General features: G+C 46.8%; 22 protein-coding genes. 17 read left to right on the top strand and 5 right to left on the bottom strand.

The window, feature by feature from the left end:
- Position 1 precedes the first annotated feature (1 nt).
- Together MJZ26_02450 and MJZ26_02445 are read right to left on the bottom strand one after the other, a co-directional pair.
- Complete coding sequence (locus MJZ26_02450) at positions 2-814, bottom strand: hypothetical protein (protein MCQ2104629.1); 813 nt, start codon at positions 812-814, stop codon at positions 2-4.
- A 310-nt stretch (positions 815-1,124) separates the two neighbouring features.
- Entirely contained in the window at positions 1,125-2,351 is a 1,227-nt protein-coding gene (locus tag MJZ26_02445; protein MCQ2104628.1) for a DUF2971 domain-containing protein, read from the bottom strand.
- 118 nt (positions 2,352-2,469) lie between these two features.
- Between MJZ26_02445 and MJZ26_02440 the strand changes: the two genes are divergently transcribed.
- Genes MJZ26_02440 through MJZ26_02405 form a run of 8 tightly spaced genes read left to right on the top strand, consistent with a single transcriptional unit; the run spans position 2,470 to position 7,451 of the window.
- Positions 2,470-2,820 carry a hypothetical protein gene (locus tag MJZ26_02440; protein MCQ2104627.1) on the top strand — a complete coding sequence of 117 codons (351 nt, stop codon included), beginning with the start codon at positions 2,470-2,472 and terminating at the stop codon, positions 2,818-2,820.
- Positions 2,821-2,822: 2 nt separating this feature from the next.
- A complete protein-coding gene (locus MJZ26_02435) occupies positions 2,823-3,803 on the top strand; it encodes a hypothetical protein (GenBank protein MCQ2104626.1) in 981 nt (326 codons plus the stop codon).
- Positions 3,803-4,423: a DUF2612 domain-containing protein gene (locus MJZ26_02430; protein ID MCQ2104625.1), complete on the top strand. Its 621-nt coding sequence runs from the start codon at positions 3,803-3,805 to the stop codon at positions 4,421-4,423. The genes MJZ26_02435 and MJZ26_02430 overlap by 1 nt, the downstream gene beginning before the upstream one ends.
- Positions 4,424-4,432: 9 nt before the next feature.
- Positions 4,433-5,500: a hypothetical protein gene (locus MJZ26_02425; protein ID MCQ2104624.1), complete on the top strand. Its 1,068-nt coding sequence runs from the start codon at positions 4,433-4,435 to the stop codon at positions 5,498-5,500.
- A gap of 15 nt (positions 5,501-5,515) precedes the next feature.
- Positions 5,516-6,295 carry a hypothetical protein gene (locus MJZ26_02420; GenBank protein ID MCQ2104623.1) on the top strand — a complete coding sequence of 260 codons (780 nt, stop codon included), beginning with the start codon at positions 5,516-5,518 and terminating at the stop codon, positions 6,293-6,295.
- Positions 6,296-6,304: 9 nt separating this feature from the next.
- Positions 6,305-6,565, top strand: a complete 261-nt coding sequence (locus tag MJZ26_02415) for a hypothetical protein (protein ID MCQ2104622.1) — start codon at positions 6,305-6,307, stop codon at positions 6,563-6,565.
- Positions 6,562-7,017: a DUF1353 domain-containing protein gene (locus tag MJZ26_02410; protein MCQ2104621.1), complete on the top strand. Its 456-nt coding sequence runs from the start codon at positions 6,562-6,564 to the stop codon at positions 7,015-7,017. Before MJZ26_02415 ends, MJZ26_02410 begins: the two co-directional genes overlap by 4 nt.
- Positions 7,014-7,451, top strand: a complete 438-nt coding sequence (locus MJZ26_02405) for a D-Ala-D-Ala carboxypeptidase family metallohydrolase (GenBank protein MCQ2104620.1) — start codon at positions 7,014-7,016, stop codon at positions 7,449-7,451. Before MJZ26_02410 ends, MJZ26_02405 begins: the two co-directional genes overlap by 4 nt.
- A 48-nt stretch (positions 7,452-7,499) precedes the next feature.
- Here the strand turns inward: MJZ26_02405 and MJZ26_02400 are convergent, their stop codons facing one another.
- Entirely contained in the window at positions 7,500-8,477 is a 978-nt protein-coding gene (locus MJZ26_02400) for a hypothetical protein (protein ID MCQ2104619.1), read from the bottom strand.
- Positions 8,478-8,735: 258 nt separating this feature from the next.
- Positions 8,736-8,900, bottom strand: a complete 165-nt coding sequence (locus MJZ26_02395) for a hypothetical protein (GenBank protein ID MCQ2104618.1) — start codon at positions 8,898-8,900, stop codon at positions 8,736-8,738.
- A 211-nt stretch (positions 8,901-9,111) separates the two neighbouring features.
- Between MJZ26_02395 and MJZ26_02390 the strand changes: the two genes are divergently transcribed.
- Genes MJZ26_02390 through MJZ26_02365 form a run of 6 tightly spaced genes read left to right on the top strand, consistent with a single transcriptional unit; the run spans position 9,112 to position 12,415 of the window.
- On the top strand, positions 9,112-9,582 hold the full coding sequence (locus MJZ26_02390; GenBank protein MCQ2104617.1) for a ParB N-terminal domain-containing protein: 471 nt from the start codon (positions 9,112-9,114) through the stop codon (positions 9,580-9,582).
- A complete protein-coding gene (locus tag MJZ26_02385) occupies positions 9,582-10,322 on the top strand; it encodes a hypothetical protein (GenBank protein MCQ2104616.1) in 741 nt (246 codons plus the stop codon). The genes MJZ26_02390 and MJZ26_02385 overlap by 1 nt, the downstream gene beginning before the upstream one ends.
- Complete coding sequence (gene queC / locus MJZ26_02380) at positions 10,303-10,971, top strand: 7-cyano-7-deazaguanine synthase QueC (protein MCQ2104615.1); 669 nt, start codon at positions 10,303-10,305, stop codon at positions 10,969-10,971. The genes MJZ26_02385 and queC overlap by 20 nt, the downstream gene beginning before the upstream one ends.
- On the top strand, positions 10,964-11,533 hold the full coding sequence (locus MJZ26_02375; protein ID MCQ2104614.1) for a 7-carboxy-7-deazaguanine synthase QueE: 570 nt from the start codon (positions 10,964-10,966) through the stop codon (positions 11,531-11,533). The genes queC and MJZ26_02375 overlap by 8 nt, the downstream gene beginning before the upstream one ends.
- Positions 11,533-11,874: a 6-carboxytetrahydropterin synthase QueD gene (gene queD / locus MJZ26_02370; GenBank protein MCQ2104613.1), complete on the top strand. Its 342-nt coding sequence runs from the start codon at positions 11,533-11,535 to the stop codon at positions 11,872-11,874. The genes MJZ26_02375 and queD overlap by 1 nt, the downstream gene beginning before the upstream one ends.
- Positions 11,852-12,415 carry a GTP cyclohydrolase I gene (locus tag MJZ26_02365; GenBank protein ID MCQ2104612.1) on the top strand — a complete coding sequence of 188 codons (564 nt, stop codon included), beginning with the start codon at positions 11,852-11,854 and terminating at the stop codon, positions 12,413-12,415. The genes queD and MJZ26_02365 overlap by 23 nt, the downstream gene beginning before the upstream one ends.
- Here the strand turns inward: MJZ26_02365 and MJZ26_02360 are convergent.
- Positions 12,379-12,930, bottom strand: a complete 552-nt coding sequence (locus MJZ26_02360) for a hypothetical protein (protein MCQ2104611.1) — start codon at positions 12,928-12,930, stop codon at positions 12,379-12,381. The two genes, MJZ26_02365 and MJZ26_02360, sit on opposite strands and share 37 nt — an antisense overlap.
- A 39-nt stretch (positions 12,931-12,969) precedes the next feature.
- Between MJZ26_02360 and MJZ26_02355 the strand changes: the two genes are divergently transcribed.
- From MJZ26_02355 to terL, 3 genes are read left to right on the top strand one after another with little or no spacing between them, the layout of a single operon-like run.
- Entirely contained in the window at positions 12,970-13,173 is a 204-nt protein-coding gene (locus MJZ26_02355; protein MCQ2104610.1) for a helix-turn-helix domain-containing protein, read from the top strand.
- A gap of 21 nt (positions 13,174-13,194) precedes the next feature.
- Complete coding sequence (locus tag MJZ26_02350; GenBank protein MCQ2104609.1) at positions 13,195-13,629, top strand: hypothetical protein; 435 nt, start codon at positions 13,195-13,197, stop codon at positions 13,627-13,629.
- A 43-nt stretch (positions 13,630-13,672) separates the two neighbouring features.
- A complete protein-coding gene (terL, locus tag MJZ26_02345) occupies positions 13,673-15,007 on the top strand; it encodes a phage terminase large subunit (GenBank protein ID MCQ2104608.1) in 1,335 nt (444 codons plus the stop codon).
- Positions 15,008-15,009 lie beyond the last annotated feature (2 nt).

The raw sequence follows: 15,009 nt of genomic DNA, 5'->3' as shown, positions 1-15,009 counted from the left end.
ATTATTTTTTTGATGAATCTTTACGATTTTTTGGGGGTATATTTATAATTTTTTTTACCACCAACGTGTCAGCTTGATGATTCTGAATATCTTTGGCAATACTTTTAATAGATTCTAGTTGGAATAACGTAGAATCCATAGATTTGATAACAAATATAGAATCAAATAATTTGACAGTACTATCATAAGAAATTTCAACAGTTTTTTGCAAAGTAGAATCGGTAACCTTTATTGGATGTTTAAAAAGTTCCTGTTTTTCATCCAATGTTACAGAACAACGGCTTAAAAGAACAGCAACAACAACACCAATAAGAGCTACAACTACAGCAAACAGACTCAATTTAGTTTGCGCCTGAGCCTCTTTTAGCTGGGTCAGTGAGTTTGCAGTCTGTTTCTTTGCTTCGTCTAATGCCTGTTCTTCAATGGATTTAAAATCATTATCAACCATGTCCTTTAAAGTCTGACCAACAAATACTGAATTGTTGATGCATTTTACCAGAGCATCTGCAACTTTTTTATCAATAACATAAGTTAGATCGTCATAATTTGTAATGTTCCCATTAGGCGTCCATTCACGAAGAACAATACCATTATAATTTATTAGTTGAATTAAACCATTTTCCTCCAAAAAATTCAGAAGCATTGATATTTCAAACAGCTTCATGCTTATTGAAATAACATCATCCACTTTTACGACACTTCCCTTGGGAACTCTAAAAATCAGGATCGGCTTTTCAGGATTGTTTCCATAAAAATCAAATTTATAAGTGCAGAACCATTTATCAAGAATATTGATGGGGAAATTGCTTTTCACATCATTTGCCCCCTCTACTAAAGACTTTATTATTTTTTTTCTAATTCACTAAATTTTCTCACAATCGTAATCTCCAAAATCAAAACGACAATTTATATTTTTCAAATGTTTTTTTGGTCTCTTTTGCTTTTATTTGGCGTAATTCTCGCTATTAAATCCCTTTGACCTAATTTAATGTTCATGAATGAATTGGCCCTCAACAGTTCCCACGACATTTTCCTGCAAAGAGACAGCATCGCTCGCGTTCATCGCATAGCGAAAAAGGTTCACCATGCGTTTATTTACCTCCCAAAAACTGATTTACCCTCCACTAAATTAATCCTTTTACATGTACTTTATCTTTTTTAAGCGTAATCAATTCTCTTTTTACTTTTCCAAAAATCTTATCGTCAGGTTTCATTTGATAAAATTCGATTTTATTATCACTTCGACCATTAAAGGAATAATTCCTATTATGCATGAGTTTCATGACGAGAATCTTATCCTTTTCAGGGCATTGAGCACCAAATGTTATAGACTTCACACAATTTGGAATTTTTACGGAACTATAATCACCAGAACCGTTCAAATCAAAATGGAAGAATCTTAGTTCATTTTCATACCGCCAAGCTCTTGATTTTACAAAAAATCCATCAAGTAAATTTATGTATGTCCCATTCTTTATTGAATCAATATTATCAAGATAGTTAACATCTTTAAAGAAAGACACTATCGTGGAATCGGTTTGTGCGGAATTAAATAAAGAAGAATTAAAAACATATTCAATGCAAATGCCTTTGTGATAATCTGCATAATGACTCCATAAAAGTTCATTGCAATATTCATCTTCATTATTTTCTTCATTTTTTTTACGTCTCTTTTGCAAGAGCAAATCTTCAACTGTTGGCAAGAATTCGTTCTTATCAAAACATGCTATTTTTACACAGTCACACAAGGCTCTCTTTTTTAACTTTGAAGGGCCATCATCATTGTCAAGCAACTTAATTAAAGGACAATCAAAAACATCATTAAACATTAATGGAGATGAAACATTCAACGTTTCTTCACTTAAATTGTAAAACATGTGTTTTGAAAGACTATGAAATGCAAAACAAATTATTTCTTCATGAATTTCTTTATTCGCTTCACTAAATAAATAGAAAAAATATTTTTTGAAACATTCTACAGAATCATTATCAAGATTCTTTTTCGCGTACACATTTGCAAGATTGCTATACAATTCTGCTTTTCGTTTTAAATGGAATTTTACTTTTTTTTCGTAATTGTCAATCCTTTTTCGTAATTTTTCTAAACGATCGAGACTAAACACTTCAATATGATCAATAATAGCAGAATATGTAAGTAGCGCGGAACCATACATTCCATCAACAGAATTACCATGGTAAAGAAGGTGTATATTTTTTTCCCAATTTGAACAATTATTTTCAAACAACTGAGCTATTTGAGTTTCCGAACTATTTGTTGTTTTTCTATCAAAATAAGTTTTATTAAAGTCTTCAAGGATTTGTAGGGAATTATTTGTGTCATTATTCTTCATTTTCTTTTACCCTAAAAAAGTTTAACACAAAAAAAAAATATAATCGTTTTTTTGGTCTCTTTTGCCTTAATTTGGCGTGATTCTCGCTATTAAATCCCTTTGACCTAATTTAAGGACCATGAATGAATTGGCCCTCAACAGTTCCCACGACATTTTCCTGCAAGGAGACCATATCTGCCGCATTTCGCGTATGCAGAAGCGCGTCCAGCAGGCGGTTCACTGTCTTTTAAGGACAGAAGAAGGCGAAGCATTCACGAACCGAGAGCATGGCGTCCCCTGGCTTGAAAAGGTCGCGGGGCTTCCCATGAACCATCTTGACGTCGCCCAGAAAATACTCCGCGAGAAGATCGAAAAAGTCGATGGCGTCAAGGAGGTGGTCTCCATAGAAATCAAGGCAGACGGAAGAAACATTTCCGGAAAGTTCAGCGTCCGAAGCAAGGACGATGAAAATATCATCGGAGCGTTTTAGATATGGCAATAGGCGCAGTCGCAATCGACAGCAATTCCGGAATTTCCATCAAGAGCTTTCGTGAAATCCGCCAGGCCATAGCCAAGGCGTTCATGGAAGTCTTTGGCACAGGCATTAACCTTGACCCCAGCGCACCCGATGGGATGCTGGTGGACCTTCTCGCCTATATGTACACGGAACTTGCCCAGGCGATCCAGACTGTAGGCGCAAACATCGACGTTTCCACAGCAACAGGCGCGTTCCTGGATATGCTCGCCTCCATTGCAGGACTTACGCGAAACGAGGGCGAAAGCGACGAATCGCTGCGTGAAAGAATTGAACAGGCAACCTTTGAGGGCTTGGCTACTCCAAACGGGATGCTGACCTACCTTCGCGAAAACATCACAGCCAGCGTCTCCCTCAAGGAAAACTGCGAGGACGTGGAAACCGAAGGTATTCCTCCCCACCATTTCGCCATCTATGTCCCTTCCAGCTTCTCCACCGACATGATTGACCAGACCGATAAGGACTGGATTTCCATTCTTGAGGATGCCACGCGCGAAAACACCGTTGAAAGCTATATAGCCCAGAAGATTTGGAACTGCAAGCCTGCGGGAATCAAGGGAACAGGAGACAGCCTCGGCATTGCCAAGGATGCGGCAGGTTTCCTTCACAAGGTCTGTTTCCAGTTCATCAAGGGCATCGCCTACAAAGTCAAGGTCTCCATCACGCAATATGATGAGGAAGCCCTACCTACAGACTATGCTGAAAAAATCCAGCAGCTCATTTCAGACTGGGCTTCAAGTGAATTTACCAGCGGAAAGGATATCATCCCGCAGAGAATGTGCGTTCCGATCTACAGCGGAATCACAGGCGTGGATGCAATCACGGTCCAGGTCGCACAAGTCTATTCCGAGAACTGGTCCAGCAGCAGAATCCCCGTCAGCGACGACACGACGGTTACAATCGCTGCAGAGGACGTTTCCGTAACGCTGGAGGGATAATGGCTCTCCAACATATAGACAATCTCTGGAAAAAGCTGCAAAGCCTTGTAATCACCCAGTACAAGGAATCCACCAACCTTCTCGCCTTGATTGAGAAGGTGACAGGCTGTTTTCAGGACATTGAGGACAGTTCCTACAGACTTGCGAACTTCGCGAATATCGAAGAAGCGGACGGGAACTGGCTTGATATTATCGGAAAACTGCGAAACCTGCCGCGCGATGATGGCGAAAGTGACAAAAGCTACCGCGACAGGCTGAAAATTCTTTTCAAGCAGAGTACCGCGGGAACACCCCAGAACATCATCCAGAATGCGGCAGACCTATCAAAGGACAGAAACCCGCAATACCTTGACGAGGTTGATGGCGTCTTTTTCGTCTATACACCCAAGGGAAAACAGTTAAGTCGCAAGACTGTCGCCTCGTTGGCGCCTGCAGGCGTCCTTGGCTTACCCGGAGCTTCATTCAAACTGACTTCCGGAAAGGCGCTCGCAACGGTGGAACAGCCACACAAGCTCATTCTCGCTGTCGCACAGGACAAGAACATCATCGACAACGGATACCTCTCAAGCGAACAGGGATTGCCCCTGCTAACGGAAGACGGCAGGCACATCATCCTATAGGAACAGAAAATGACGGAAGAAAATGTCAAGATTTTAGAGCTGGAAGAAAGCACCCTCGCGGAGATCAAGGCGCAGGGCTACGTTCCCGTAAGCATTGACGGAAAGACTTTCAAGGTTCCGGTCGCACAGTTCGCCTCGCTGGCGACTTATTCCTCCAGCACCTACGCCCCCACCGTCCATGGGGACGTAAGCGTGAATACTGTCCGAACACCTACCGTTATCCAGCTGAATGTCGGCGGAGTTGTCGCTGGCTACCTAGTACCCAAAATTGACGTTCCCGGAATCCAGGACATGAAGGTTCTCAAGATTGGCGGACCAAACGGCATCCATTGGGAAGATGATGTTTCTACTTCCGGCGACCATAAGGTTTCCATCGACGAAGATTCTGCCGCTGGCTTCCTGAAAGACATTCTCGTTTCTGACGCGGACGAAATCACGCTTACGCCCATGAACGGCACTTTACGCATCGGGCTGAACTTGACGGGAGAAAGTGACCCGAAGCTCACCACAATGCCGGAAAGCGAGATTGACAGCAACACAAACAACTATGGCGCCTACGGGCTTCAAGATGGCTTCGAGGAACTGGAATGGGGCGATAACGAGTTCCGTTCCTACAGCTATTGCAACGCGAAGATTTACCAATGTATGAGAATTTCGGACGCCCAGGGTTCCATCACCAAATGCACCATCGCTCTTGCTGGAAGCGTCCTTGACTGGGCCTGCCTCTGCATCGGGGTCTTTGACACAAGGGGTAATCTGCTGGGCCATACAGGTCTGCGCCACGTCGGCAAGGATTTTACCAGCGGGACGCAGCTCTGTTCTTTTGACATGAAAGAAACATCGCAGGGAACGCTCAAGATCAAGCGAAACACCCGCTACATAGTCCAAGTCTGGTCTGTCGGCGTACAGCTCGCGGCAAAGGATCGCGAGAACGCGAACTACCTCTACGATTTTGACCTCCGTCAGAACCTGGAATCAACCCTCGGCAACAGCGTTGACTTCATGGACCCCATCAACGGTTCTTTCAACACAGCCGCAAAGATTCCATTCATTTCCTTCGGCGCTTCCGACGTGTAGCAAGGAGACTTCATAATGGCAGAAAATATTACAACCCTTTTGGAACTGTTGGACGCTGGCGAGCTTTCCGAAAACGACCTCATCTACATCGTCCATGGAAGCGGAAGCGATCGCGACCGCAAGCTGAAACTTTCCAGACTGCAGCTGCATTGTGCCAAGGTAATCGTCAATTCCGAGGATGAATACCCAGCCCCCCTTGAACAGAAATTTTCCCTGTCGGACAGCCCGGAGCATCGTCATGGCGATATCTGGTTTTCTGTCATTGATACGCGAGGAGGCAAACAGCTTTCCACAACAATTCGCGACAATCGAATCACCACGGCAATGCTAAAGGACAACGCTGTCACGGGAGACAAGATTGCAAATAGCGCAATCACTTCTGACAAGATTTGGAACGTCAGCGGAGACAACATCGACTTTTCCGTAAGCAAGGGAAGCAAGGGCGTCACCATCACAGGCGGCGGTTCCGCAAGTACCGTTCTGGCGGACGTTACCTTGTTCAATCCAGTGTATTACAGAGGCTTCTATGACTTTACCATTGGATTCAAGAACATCACTACCTATCCGCTTTCCCATGCAGTCGTGAAGCTGTTCGACAGGAACAATAATCTTGTGGACTCCTTCGACTTTTCCGGCTACACGGATCAGGAATGGCACTACGGACGAATCGTCGGAAGATACGCTTTCGGAGGTAGCGAGGACCATTCAAATCTCTATCTCAAGCTGGAAGGCGACACCAATTTCAGCGGTTCCAGAAGTCCCCAGGTAAGCTGGCGGGGATATGTCATTCCGTAAGGAGCAACCATGGAAATTACAGGACTTGACGTAGGCGCGGTAGCCACCGCCATAGGCGCTGTCGTGAAAGCACTTCACTCCGACAGCAAAGTTGCCTCGGCAAAGAAAAGCATCGACGAAAGATTTGCAGTTCTTGAGGAACGCATGAAGCATAATGACAAACGTCTTGATGATGGGGATTCCAATTTCAAGAGTCTCGACAGCAAGATTGACAGGATGAACGAATCATTGAACCAGCTTATCGGAGAAATAAGGGCGGGTCACAAGTGAAACAGGAACTCCATGTAACGGCAATCGAGGCCCCTCCGACCTGCTGGCTAAAGAAACGTGATTGCTATTTGCTGCAAATCGCAACGAAAGTCTGCGTTTCGTACACGCTGGACGGAAAGGAATACAAGGTCATATTCAAGTTCAAGCCAGACTATAAATGCGACGGTTTAAGTGTTCCCAAGATTTTCCAATGGTTCTTGCCTAGCTGGGACGATAACAACAGAATCTACAACTGGGCAGGCATCATTCACGATGCACTTTACGGAAACAAAGGCTTTGGCGTTTTCACGCGGGAGCAATGCGACAGCATCTTCCGAGGCATCCTCCGTATTTCCGGAATAAGCCGTTTCAAGGCTGGCTGTGCCGATAAGGCGCTGGAATGGTTCGCCTGTCTGCATTGGGGTGACGATAACCTCAAATGTTCAAAACTTGTCACGATGGAGAAAGTATGATCGCCAAGGAAATAAAGAACTTCACGCTGGCTGAAATGCTGGTGACGAACACAGGTCTCCCAAACTTTCCCTCAACCCTTGAGCAGCTGGAAAATGTTCTGGAAACAGCCAAGAGACTTCAAACTGTAAGAAACCTGTTTGGGCGTGCTATCCGCGTAAACAGCGTGTACCGTTCCAGGCTGGTAAATGAAGCTGTGGACGGATCAAAGACTTCGATGCACTTGCAGGCGCTTGCAGCGGATATTAGCGCCTATTCCGGAAACGAGGGCGACAATCGCAATCTTTATTCACTTCTGGAAGGCAAGATGAAGGAAATGCAGATTGACCAGTTGATTATGTATAACAAAAAGGCCGGGGACAAATCCTCGACCATTAGGTTCATTCATGTCGGCTGGACGGATGGGACGCCCAGGGGACAGAAACTGTTTAAGTGATATAGAAAATCCACCAGAAATGGCGGATTTTTCATTTTTTTCAAAAAACTATAAACTACCCTTCATTGCAATTATATAAAGCAACTCTTTTAAGTCTTCACCCCATATGACTTTTACATTTTTAGACGCTGCATACTGCACAAATTCTAGGTTCAGATTTTTCTGACATTTGGTAAGGATTACCCACTTCTCCAACAATTTGTTTTGCTCGTTATGCCATTCTTGATAGTTATCTGCTTTTAAAACTTGATCAATAGGACCGAAACCTACAGAATTGCTGTAATCCTTGACTTGAATTGCTATGATATAATAAGATTCATCATAAGTGAGTGGTGATGGAATTTTAATAATTATGTCAGCGCCATGCTCTTTTTCCGCCTTACCACCAACACGAAGTACCTTGTAATGAGGGTATAACTTCTGCAATCCACGAACCAATGCAAATTCCCATTCTGATTCAGAAAACTGGGAGTTCATATTAACATACAGTTTATCCTTTATTTCTTCAGAAAAAGCGTCAAAAACAGATTCTTCAACATCATCATAACGGTCGTAATAATCTTTTACGCTCAATAAAGATTCTTTGGGCGCTTCGATCATTCTTTCTATGACGTCCGCAAAATCATTGAGTCCCCAAAAACGCATGGGAGTTCGTAAAGAAGCCTTGAGTGAACCTACAAGAGGATTATGACGTCGAAATTCTGTGACAAACTCCGCAGGAAAAATATGACCATAGTCCCCCTCTTTAGGGTCAATTTCAAAACGATATCCCTTAGCAAAATCCTCAGTCGCCCGAACAATCGCCACAGTATCTGGAGAGCAAAGGCCTGGAACCAACAGAACATCGCCTTGTTTAACCTTAAACATGCTTTTATTACGAGCTGCCCCCTCGTTTACAGTCATACTTCTTAAATCTTGGCCAGGATCATAACCCCAACCTTGACGAAGGCGTTTATGCTCAATTAACTCTTTCTTAAAAAAGTCACGTCTTGAAGTATTGATTCTATATCCATAGTAATTTGTCATAAAAAACTCAAACTAAACAGGCTCGTGATAATCACCCCTGGCGCAGGGAGTATCCAGCAGGCTTCTAAGAGTGGGATATCCGCCCTGTCCACATTTCTTACAAATAAAACTCATATTTACTCCTCTTGCATTGAAGATAACTATATCTAACTAGGAGTAATATAAACAAAAAAAACAAAGTCAAGTTTTTTTTGAATTTTTTAAGGAAAAACTAAAAATTGACAAAAAAATCCTCGCTCCACTTGGAACGAGGATTTTTTATGCATTTTCCTTGGGCTTGTTCTTTGACCCTTTCGGCCTGCCTCCCTTCTTTCCGTTTTCAGCGGAGGTGGGCTTGGGTCGGCTTCCGATCATCTGTGAATGAATGGATCGCACCTGGGCATCCGTCAAGATCGCTCCACAGCAGGGACATTTAGCAGGCATCTGTTTCTCCGATATTTTTCGATAGTCAAAGGATAGTCAATAGTCATTTGATTTATAAATGAGTTCTGCCCCATTCAAAAACCTAACTAAAGTTAGGTTTTCTTTTTTTGAGTGTAAACCCACAAAAATTTGACTTCTATGCAAATAATTTCATTTACAAACAATTATTATTGCATTATATTTAATTCAAATTGCATAGGATTCAATTTTTATGGATATAAAAGAAGTTCCAATTTCGGACATAAAGCCATACGAGAATAACCCCCGCAACAATGAGATGGCGATTGACAAGGTTGTCGCCAGCATCAAGAATTTCGGTTTCAAGGTTCCCATCATCATCGACCGCGAAAATGTAATCGTCTGCGGTCATACCCGCTACCTCGCGGCCCAGCAGCTGGAAATGGAGAAAATCCCCTGCATCATGGCGGACGATCTCACCCCAAACCAGGTCAAGGCCTTCCGACTTGCCGACAATAAGGTGGCGGAAGCTAGTGGCTGGGATTTTACGAAGCTCAACGAGGAACTGTCCTTCCTCAATGAAATCGCCTTTGACGTCGAACAGTTCGGCTTCAACCCCAGCGAGGACGTGGACTTCGACAGTTTCCTCACCAACGAGGAAAACCCGGAAAAGAAACCCAAGACTATCACCTGCCCCCACTGTGGAAAGAGTTTCGAGAAATAATGCTTCTCCACATGGCAACAGATGGACTCGTAGGCGATTTCTACACAAAGTTCCCAAAGAAGGAACTCAATATCCTTACGTCCTTTGAATACAAGTCGTCGCTCATGGGCAACGACGTTCGTGAATTTAACCACTTCATCGCGGATAGTGGCGCCTTCACAGCCATGGCGAGCGGAAAGAAGATTGACGACAAGTACATCGACGCCTATATCGACTGGATCAAGTGCGAGCATATCGACAACTATATCGAAATGGATATTGACGAGATTGTGGGCTACGAGAAGGTCAAGGAAATCCGCAACCGCATAGAACGGGCCACAGGCAAGCAGAGCATCCCCGTCTGGCATCTTGGACGCAAGAAGGAAGGCTGGCTTGATATGGTCCAGAACTTTTCCTACGTCGCGCTCTCGCTCTCCGGATTCACGGATTCTAGCAAATGGCTAAAGGCCAATGACTGGAAGCCACTCTACTTCTTCCTGGAAACGGCTGCGAAGTACAACACGAAGGTTCACGCGCTGGGCTGTACGAACTGGCCCCTTTTGCGCAAGTTCCACTTTTTCAGCAGCGATTCAAGCACCTGGAGCCTCGGCGAAAGGTACGGAAACTGCTTCCTCTTTCAGGATGGAGTCATGAAGAACATCCATCTGCCAAAGAAATTCAAGAAGGACAAGAAAACTCTTGGATTCCACAACAAACAACAATGGTTCAAGGCAATGCAATATGCAAAAATCAAAATGTGATGCGGTGTTGCTGCTATCCGGCGGGATTGACAGCACGACTGTTCTGGAACAGCTTACGAAACAGGGCAAGAAGGTTTTCTGCCTCATTTTCGACTACAAGCAGACATTATCCAAGGAAATCGCCTATGCCGCGCAGAACGCGAAGCGACTGAAACAGCCCTACAAGATTATCTCCATCGACCTGGGGTTTGCCGGAAGCAAGTGTTCTCTGATTTCCAAGACGAAGATCAGCGTAAACAGGGACTTCAAGCAGATAGATTCCTCCATACCCACAAGCTATGTGGAGTTCAGGAACGGAATCCTGCTCTCTTACGCGGTCATGTTCGCGGAAGTGAACGGCATAGGCGAAATCTACGGAGGCTTCAACGGGCTTGCAAGCGGTCAATACTATGACGACACCCTTCCCTTCATCAAGGCTTTCGAGAAGGCAGCAAACCTTGGCACAAGCCCAGCCTTCAACGTCCGAATCCGCGCCCCCTTCTCCATGATGGAAAAGGCTGAAATCGTCAAGGCCGGGCGCAAGATCGGAATCGACTATGAAAAGAACACCTGGAGCTGTTACAACAATGGAGACCGCCATTGTGGAAAGTGCGACAGCTGCAAACAGCGCGAACGCGCCTTGAAACTGGGAGGCTGTGAAAATGGCTAGGACCTACAGGATAAACACAATCTTTTTCAGCATCCAGGGCGAAGGCAAGCGCGTAGGAACGCCACAGGTCTTTGTGCGTTTCAGCGGATGCAACATGAAATGTCCCTTCTGCGATACGGATCATGAACCGTTCACGGAAATGACCGCGGAACAGATTATCGCAAAGGCGAAGGAAGTTGGCGGAAATTGCCGTAGCGTCTCCTTCTGCGGTGGCGAGCCGACGCTCCAGCTTGACGCGGAACTTATCAAGGCCTTCAAAGGCTGGTACAAGTCCATCGAGACGAACGGCACAAAGCCAGTTCCCGCAGGGATTGACTACATCGTTTGCAGCCCCAAGACAAGCAGGATCGAGCCGGACAATATCGACGAGCTTCGTTTCGTCATAAAGGCTGGCGAACCGTTACCTACCCCATGCAAGACAGCGAGAAGAATGTGCCTTTCCCCCTGTTTTGATGGAGACAATCTTGTTCGCGAGAATCTTGACCACTGTATTGAGCTGGTCAAGCAGAATCCGGGCTGGATTCTTTCACTTCAATGGCACAAGTTCATAGGAATCGAATAATGTTCAAGGTAAGCAAGCGTTTTGAAATCGCAGGCGCGCACCGTCTGGAATTACCCTACGAAAGCAAGTGCAACGGCCTCCACGGACACAACTGGATTATTACGGTCTGCTGCAAGAGCAAGACCCTGAACGCCCAGGGAATGGTCGTGGATTTCAAGCAGATCAAGCAGAGCATTTCCGAGAAGCTGGACCACGCCTACATCAATGACGTAGTCCCGTTCAATCCGACTGCGGAAAACATCGCAAGGTGGATTTGCGAACAGGTGCCGTTCTGCTATCGCGTCGTCGTACAGGAAAGCGAAGGAAACATCGCGGAATATGATCGAGAAGAAGAAAATTGAGAGCCTGGTAAGACAGCTTCTCCAGGCGCTCAATGACAATCCGAATCGCGAGGGGCTTCGGGAGACGCCCCGCCGCGTTGCGGACTATTATGCGGAAATGTTCGAAGGCCAGAACTACACCAACGAACAGATTGCAAGGAAGTTCGGCAAGTGCTTCAAGCAAAAGACGGATGGGCAGATTGTCAAGGTTGACGACATAACGATTTTCAGCCACTGTGAGCATCATCTGGCGCTCATGTACGACATGAAGGTTTCCATCCGCTACATTCCCCATGGCAAGGTTCTCGGACTTTCCAAGTTCGCCCGTATCGCGGAAATGGTGGGAAAGCGTCTCCAGCTCCAGGAAAAGATAGGAAGCGACATTGCCGAGGTCATTCACCTCGCGACTGGTTCAGAGGACGTCGAAGTGAGCATCGAAGGAAAGCACGCCTGTGTCACAGCAAGAGGCGCAAAGAACGTCTCCATGGTGACTCGGACTGTTCATTCCAGCGGAGCGTTCCGCAATCACTTGACCTCGAACGTCACCGAGTCAATCAGCTGATGAGTGTCGATGAGGGGCGTCGGACTGTCGTTCTTCTCCCTGCGTCGCGCGATAAGCGTAGCTTCATGCAGCGCCTCGTATCTTGCGCTGTCGCGCATGGCGAGCGTGATGCAGTCCTTCAATCTTACGCCCAGCTCAAGGCATAGGGCATCAACATCGAACTTTCCAGCAATCACAAGGGGGATATACTTCTGTTCGATCTTTGGCATCAAGGCCCTGTACCTCTCCATGGCGAAGCGCAGGAACGGACGCGCGGGAATGGCGCTGTAATGGACGCCCTCAAGGGTCGTCCCGGCCTTTCTTCCGTAGTTGAGCGTTCTTGCGATAAGCGCATTGGAGGGTGGCTCGCGAAGTGCAGCAGTCCTCTTGCCCGTTTTCTTGCGGTAGTCCAGGTTCTGCTTCGCCTTTCTTGCCGTTCCATTGGAATCCAGCCATCCGGCAACAACCTTCCTCTCGTTCAGCGCCTTGAGAGTGTCGAACCTTTTCTTCAAATCTTCAAATGTGGTAATAGCCATGGAAACCGTATATAAAAAATCTTTTCTTCCGGGGAGCCGATGGCTAACATAGACCAAACAAAACAAAAAAACGACTACCTCACAGTCAAGGAGGTCGCAAAGAAGATCGGCTTCAACCCTTTCACCGTCTATGACTGGATAAAGACGCGCGGGATGCCCGTACGCCGCAGCTGCAAGCGTGGACGCATTACAATCTACTGGCCCGATTTTCTGCGCTGGTGGAAGGACTTGAGGAACGACTAATGTATGAACGAGCCAGTAGATATGAGACAGCTCGGCAAGCTGGGAGGCCTTGCCGCGTCCAGGAGCAAGCAGAAGGCCAAGGAGGCTCGCGACGTCGCGAGGAATGTCCTTGGCACAAAGTTTACGCTGGGTGAAGGGAAGCTCAAGGAATCGCTGCGGAACATCGGAATCCAGGTTGACAAGCCAATCCAGATACGCGCCGCTATTCTTTCCGTCATGAGCGGCATGGCCCTTTCCGGAAACATCAAGGCGGCTCGTTTTGTCTTTGACATAGCCGAGGAGACGGAGGAAACCAAGCTCACCCGCGCAAAGCGAAAAATGCTCGACAGGATGGTTGACTGTCCCGACGCAATAACGATTGACTCCAACGGGGAAATCCCCACGCCGGAGGAACTGGGAGAAATCAGAAGGCAGGCCAGGGAACTGGGCATCTACGAAAACGACTCCACAGATTGAAAGACTTGCAAGGAGCAATCTTCTCGCCTTCGTGAAAGCGACCATGCCGACGTACAGCATCGGCTGGGTACATAGGGAAATCTGCGCCCGTCTCATGGGGTTCTTCGTGGACGTCATGGAACGCAAGAGTCCTCGACTCATTCTAACCATGCCTCCGCGACATGGCAAGAGCCAGCTTGTCTCCAAACACTTTCCAGCCTGGTGCTTTGGCGTAAATCCGAACATTTCCTTCATCGCCTGCAGCTATAGCGACAGCCTTTCAAAGCGAGTCAATAAGGACGTCCAAAGGATCATGGACTCAAGCGAGTTCCATAGAATCTTCCCAAACGTTTCCCTCCCCCCGCGCGGAAGCAGGTTCACCCGTTCCGCAAACCTGCTGGAAATACCGAACCATATCGGAAGTTTCCGAAGCACTGGTATCGGTGGCGGCATCACGGGCATGGGCTGTGACATTCTCGGCATTGACGACCCGTTGAAGGACAGACAGGAAGCGAACAGCATCACAATCCGCGACAGGGTCTGGGACTGGTACACATCTACGGCCTACACACGCCTTTCCCCAGGCGGTGGCGTTCTTGTGACGCTTACCAGATGGCATGAGGACGACTTGGCTGGACGCCTGCTCAACGCCATGAAGCGGGGCGATGGAGACCAGTGGACCATAATAAACTATCCCGCAATCGCGGAAATTGACGAGCCTCATCGTAGAATCGGAGAAGCCCTCCATCCGGAAAGATATCCGGTCGAAATGCTTGAGAAGATCAAGGCGAACGTGGGAAGCTATGACTGGAACGCCCTTTACCAGCAGCACCCCGCACCCGTCGGCGGAAGCATCATCAAGCGCGAATGGCTGCAGGAATACGAAATTCTGCCGAAGGTATTCGACAAGATTATCCAGAGCTGGGATTTCACGTTCACGGACAGCGCCTCAAGCGACAATGTAGCAGGAACCGTCTGGGGAAAGGTCGGCTCCCGCTTCTACCTCATCGACTGCGTCTGCGAGAAGATGGATTTCGTCTCCAGCATCCGCGCCCTGCAAAGAATCACAGTCAAGCATCCCAAGGCATTGAAGAAAATCATAGAGGACAAGGCCAACGGCCCCGCAATCATAAGCGCATTGAAAAACCAGATCAGCGGAATCGTCCCCTATACGCCGCAGGGGTCAAAGGAGGCGCGAGCCTTCGCTGTCAGCCCCCTTTTCGAGGCTGGGAACGTTTTCATCCCCAAACAGGATGCGGAACACCCCTGGGTTCGCGACTACGTCGAGGAACTGGTCTCCTTCCCCACAGCCCCGCATGACGACCGCGTGGACTCTACCACGCAAGCCCTCAACTACCTATCGACCGGGACAGGCTCCGGCATGGTCAGCTTCATCTAAAA

The organism is Fibrobacter sp., assembly GCA_024398965.1.
Lineage (GTDB): Bacteria > Fibrobacterota > Fibrobacteria > Fibrobacterales > Fibrobacteraceae > Fibrobacter.
The sequence above is the reverse complement of the archived record's forward strand: the minus strand, read 5'-3'. Positions and strand labels throughout refer to the sequence as shown.

Bases quoted from the DNA above. Each gene is read 5' to 3' on its own strand.
- MJZ26_02445 (MCQ2104628.1), bottom strand. From the start codon at position 2,351: ATGAAGAATAATGACACAAATAATTCCCTACAAATCCTTGAAGACTTT.
- MJZ26_02440 (MCQ2104627.1), top strand. From the start codon at position 2,470: ATGAATGAATTGGCCCTCAACAGTTCCCACGACATTTTCCTGCAAGGA.
- MJZ26_02435 (MCQ2104626.1), top strand. From the start codon at position 2,823: ATGGCAATAGGCGCAGTCGCAATCGACAGCAATTCCGGAATTTCCATC.
- MJZ26_02430 (MCQ2104625.1), top strand. From the start codon at position 3,803: ATGGCTCTCCAACATATAGACAATCTCTGGAAAAAGCTGCAAAGCCTT.
- MJZ26_02425 (MCQ2104624.1), top strand. From the start codon at position 4,433: ATGACGGAAGAAAATGTCAAGATTTTAGAGCTGGAAGAAAGCACCCTC.
- MJZ26_02420 (MCQ2104623.1), top strand. From the start codon at position 5,516: ATGGCAGAAAATATTACAACCCTTTTGGAACTGTTGGACGCTGGCGAG.
- MJZ26_02415 (MCQ2104622.1), top strand. From the start codon at position 6,305: ATGGAAATTACAGGACTTGACGTAGGCGCGGTAGCCACCGCCATAGGC.
- MJZ26_02405 (MCQ2104620.1), top strand. From the start codon at position 7,014: ATGATCGCCAAGGAAATAAAGAACTTCACGCTGGCTGAAATGCTGGTG.
- MJZ26_02400 (MCQ2104619.1), bottom strand. From the start codon at position 8,477: ATGACAAATTACTATGGATATAGAATCAATACTTCAAGACGTGACTTT.
- MJZ26_02395 (MCQ2104618.1), bottom strand. From the start codon at position 8,900: ATGCCTGCTAAATGTCCCTGCTGTGGAGCGATCTTGACGGATGCCCAG.
- MJZ26_02390 (MCQ2104617.1), top strand. From the start codon at position 9,112: ATGGATATAAAAGAAGTTCCAATTTCGGACATAAAGCCATACGAGAAT.
- MJZ26_02385 (MCQ2104616.1), top strand. From the start codon at position 9,582: ATGCTTCTCCACATGGCAACAGATGGACTCGTAGGCGATTTCTACACA.
- queC (MCQ2104615.1), top strand. From the start codon at position 10,303: ATGCAAAAATCAAAATGTGATGCGGTGTTGCTGCTATCCGGCGGGATT.
- MJZ26_02375 (MCQ2104614.1), top strand. From the start codon at position 10,964: ATGGCTAGGACCTACAGGATAAACACAATCTTTTTCAGCATCCAGGGC.
- queD (MCQ2104613.1), top strand. From the start codon at position 11,533: ATGTTCAAGGTAAGCAAGCGTTTTGAAATCGCAGGCGCGCACCGTCTG.
- MJZ26_02365 (MCQ2104612.1), top strand. From the start codon at position 11,852: ATGATCGAGAAGAAGAAAATTGAGAGCCTGGTAAGACAGCTTCTCCAG.
- MJZ26_02360 (MCQ2104611.1), bottom strand. From the start codon at position 12,930: ATGGCTATTACCACATTTGAAGATTTGAAGAAAAGGTTCGACACTCTC.
- MJZ26_02355 (MCQ2104610.1), top strand. From the start codon at position 12,970: ATGGCTAACATAGACCAAACAAAACAAAAAAACGACTACCTCACAGTC.
- MJZ26_02350 (MCQ2104609.1), top strand. From the start codon at position 13,195: ATGAGACAGCTCGGCAAGCTGGGAGGCCTTGCCGCGTCCAGGAGCAAG.
- terL (MCQ2104608.1), top strand. From the start codon at position 13,673: ATGCCGACGTACAGCATCGGCTGGGTACATAGGGAAATCTGCGCCCGT.